Below are 3,246 nucleotides of genomic sequence, written 5' to 3' on the forward strand. Positions count from 1 at the left end.
GGTGCCGCCGAGATCGGCGGCACCGGGGCCCTTTTTTGTGTGTGAGGGCCGTGAGTACCTCGCCGTCGTGCAGCACGGGGCCGTGGTTTTGTTCCGTCCGCTGAGTGGAGCTGCTCGGCACGGCGCCGTACCCCCGGTACTCGCCGTGCCGAGCGGCCTCTCGGCCGGTTTCCCGGGCTTGTGCACCGAGCCGTTCGGCTGTTGTGCACGTGCGAGTTCGCCGCTCTGTTCGGTCCGCCTTGGACGTCGCGGCTTCTGCCAAGGCATGCCTTTCTTCCGCGGTGTCGGGCGTCTGGCTCTGTCTGTGGGGCCCCTTGGTGACCCCTACCCGGCTGCTCAAAAGCTGGACCGGGGGGTGGGGTGGCCGCAAGCCCGAAGTGCGCGGGCTTGCCCCCACCCCACCCCCCGGCCCTGAAGGGCAGTGCCGGGCAGGGCCCACCAAGGGGCGGGCCCCTCCGAAGACGGAGTCAGACGATCCCGGCAGCCAAGAAGGGACGTCAGCCATGAAGGACACGAGCCAGAGCGGCGCCTCCACCCAGAGCGGCGACAGCACGGATCTGGGGGTCCCGAACCTCGATGTGACGTACGAGGAGGCCAGCGAGCGCGTGGACGAGATCGTTGCGGATTCCTACGAGCGCGGGCAGCAGAGGGCCGAGGGCATCCGCAAGATCTGAACCCTCGCCGAGACCGACGGGTAGTAGGTCCCGGCGCCGCCATCGCGGCGGCGCCGGGACCTTTTTTGTGTGCGGGTTGCTGGTTGGGTCAGACCGGGTGCGGGGCCTGGGCCGGTGTGGTGGCGGGGGGTTGTCCGGCCGGGGGTTCCGGGGCCGGGTGCGCAGTGGTTTCGGGGGGTGCGGGGGTTTCGGCTGCCGGGGCGCCCGGGTTGGTGTCCGGGGCCGCGTTGTCCTCGGCGTCTCCGTCTCCGTCCGCGTTCCTGTCCGCGTCGCGGTTGTGTGTGTTGAGGTACTCCCGCACTTCGGCCGCGGTCAACCCGAGGGCCGCGGCCACCTCGCGTCGGCCGCCGAACACGGCGACGGCCTCGGCGACCGCCTCGGCCACCTCGCGCCGGGCGTCCTCCAGTTTGGCTATGCGCTGGTCGAAGGTGGTGACCGTGGCGAGCTGGGCGGCCTGGCGCCGCTTGGCCTCCTCCAGTTCGCGCTTGTGCTGTTCGCGCAGTGCCTGGCGCCGTGCCTGGAGGCGTTCGTTGTGTCGTGACGTCATGTCGGCACATGTTTCACACTCACAACGCTCGCCACAAGGGGCTTCTGATCTTCCGCGTGACCGCCACAGACAAGGAAAACGGTCGTGGCCGGTGCGGGCTCAACTTCCGAATGGGGCTGAGCAAACGGCCGGTGGTCTCTCCGGTGGTCTTTCCAGCGTGAGGGTTACCGCATTGCGCGGGCTGGTTCGCCTCGATGGTGGTGCTCTTCCGAAGGCGTATCGCACGGCGGGGGCCGAGGGTCTTTCGGTGTGCCCGGGCCGACGGTGTCCCTCAAGATCCAGTGCCGCACATCGCCCAGTGACGGCCCGAGGTGGGGCTCCGATACCCCGCCGGAAACGCCCCGCCACAGGAGCTTGACAGGTGCCGGAGGTACCGGGCCTTGCTCCGCTGCGCCCCGGTACCTCCGCCACCCGTCCGGGCCCCCCTGCCGGGACGTTCCCGGCGGGGCATCGGAGCCCGTGTCTGTGGTTCCGAGCCTCCTATGAAGTTGGGAGGTGTCATGGCCGTGTCTACTTGGAACGGCTTGGCCCTGAGGTGGTCACTCACAAGGCATTTCAGCCCTCTGACGTGGGTGCTCGCCTCGACGTTCACGGGGGTTATGGGCACATGGGTCCTGACCTTGACCATGCCGTGGTTCGTCTTCGTCACGACCGGCAGTACGAGTCAGGCCGGGATGGTTGTCTTCGCGGAGCTGGCGCCGGCTGTTGTGGCGCGGTTTCTGGCCGGTCCGGTGGTGGACCGTGTGGGGCTGCGGCGGACGTCGTGGATCACTTCCGTGGTCGAGACGAGCTGCGTCGCGTTGATCGCTGTGCTTGTCAGTATGGACAGGCTGCCGTTTCCGGTGCTGCTGGCGCTCCTGGCGGTGATGGGCGCCGCGGGCGGTGCGGGCACTCTGGCGAAGAGCTTTCTGGCTCCGGCGGCGGCGCGCTATGTCGGTGTCGCCGAGGGCCGCGGTATCAGCCTGAGTTCGTCGATGATGACCGCCGGTCAGGTGGTCGGTCCTTCGCTCGGTGCGTTTCTGGCGCCGGTGCCTGTGATTGGTCTGGCAGTGGTGGCCGCGCTGTTCACCGTGAGCGCTTTGATCATCGCTCTGGCGCTGCCGCACGGCATGGAGCCGGACCATGTCCAGATGGACCCCAGCGAGGAGAAGCTCGGGTACTGGCGGAGTCTCGGTGAAGGGATCAGCTACTTCCGCAAGGACGGCTTGCTCGTCAGGCTGCACGTGATGCTGGCCCTCATGGGTTTTCTCGTTGCGCCGATGAACGGTGTGTTCCTGCCCCTCTGGGCCAAGGAGACCGCCTCCGGTCCGGGAGTGATCGGAGCGCTTGTGAGCGCGGCGGCGTTCGCGGGCTTCGTAGGAAGCCTCGTTGCCGTACCGGTGATCGAGCGGGTGCGGCCCGCGGTGATTCTGGCGGCGGGCTATCTCCTGATCGTTCCTCAGCTGCTCGTGCTTGCTCTGGGCGCGCCGGTGTGGCTCGTCATGACTGCCTGGATCGTGGCCGGGTTCGCCGGTGCGTTCCCCTACTCGCTGGTCGGGAAGATCACGTACCGGTGGCCTCCGAAGGAGTTCCGGAGCCGGGCGAGGTCCCTCGGCGGTTCGGTTTCCAAGCTGGGGAGTTCCCTCGGCGGCCTTGCCGCCGGGTTTGTCGTGGACCACTTCGGGCTGACCGTGCCGCTGTTTGCGGCTGCGGTGCTGTACTTCCTGGTGACTCAGGGCACTGTGTTCCGGAAGGACATGAGGGGGCTCACCCCGGAGATCCGTGAGGACCATCCGAAGCAGGTCGCTCTGGTGAAGTAGTCCATACGTTGAGTGTCACGCTGTTGCCTCCTTCGGTGGGTAGCAGCTGACTGGCTGGTGTTCGGCCTCGGCGCCACAGGGCGTCCGGGGCCCGTTTTTGTGTGCGGGCGCGTGCGGTGATTCCGGTGACGGTCTTCCGCGGCCGGGGCAGGCAGAGGTGGCGTTCGGGCTGAATCCGAGCCGCGCCGCGGCTGCGGTGTTCCCGGCGCTCCGCGCCGGCTCCCAC

General features: G+C 68.3%; 3 protein-coding genes. 2 read left to right on the forward strand and 1 reads right to left on the reverse strand.

The window, feature by feature from the left end:
• Window positions 1-503 precede the first annotated feature (503 nt).
• On the forward strand, window positions 504-674 hold the full coding sequence (locus tag ACTWP9_RS36560) for a hypothetical protein (protein WP_443250628.1): 171 nt from the start codon (window positions 504-506) through the stop codon (window positions 672-674).
• A gap of 88 nt (window positions 675-762) precedes the next feature.
• Here ACTWP9_RS36560 and ACTWP9_RS36565 read toward each other — a convergent pair whose 3' ends face one another.
• Window positions 763-1,221, reverse strand: coding sequence for a hypothetical protein (locus ACTWP9_RS36565; RefSeq protein ID WP_443250629.1), 459 nt, complete (start codon window positions 1,219-1,221; stop codon window positions 763-765).
• Window positions 1,222-1,793: 572 nt separating this feature from the next.
• Between ACTWP9_RS36565 and ACTWP9_RS36570 the strand changes: the two genes are divergently transcribed.
• Window positions 1,794-3,020, forward strand: coding sequence for an MFS transporter (locus ACTWP9_RS36570; RefSeq protein WP_443250630.1), 1,227 nt, complete (start codon window positions 1,794-1,796; stop codon window positions 3,018-3,020).
• Window positions 3,021-3,246: the final 226 nt, after the last annotated feature.

Source organism: Streptomyces sp. 3N207 (assembly GCF_052246355.1).
Lineage (GTDB): Bacteria > Actinomycetota > Actinomycetes > Streptomycetales > Streptomycetaceae > Streptomyces.

Coding starts and splice junctions, on each gene's coding strand:
- ACTWP9_RS36560 (WP_443250628.1), top strand. CDS start 504: ATGAAGGACACGAGCCAGAGCGGCGCCTCCACCCAGAGCGGCGACAGC.
- ACTWP9_RS36565 (WP_443250629.1), bottom strand. CDS start 1,221: ATGACGTCACGACACAACGAACGCCTCCAGGCACGGCGCCAGGCACTG.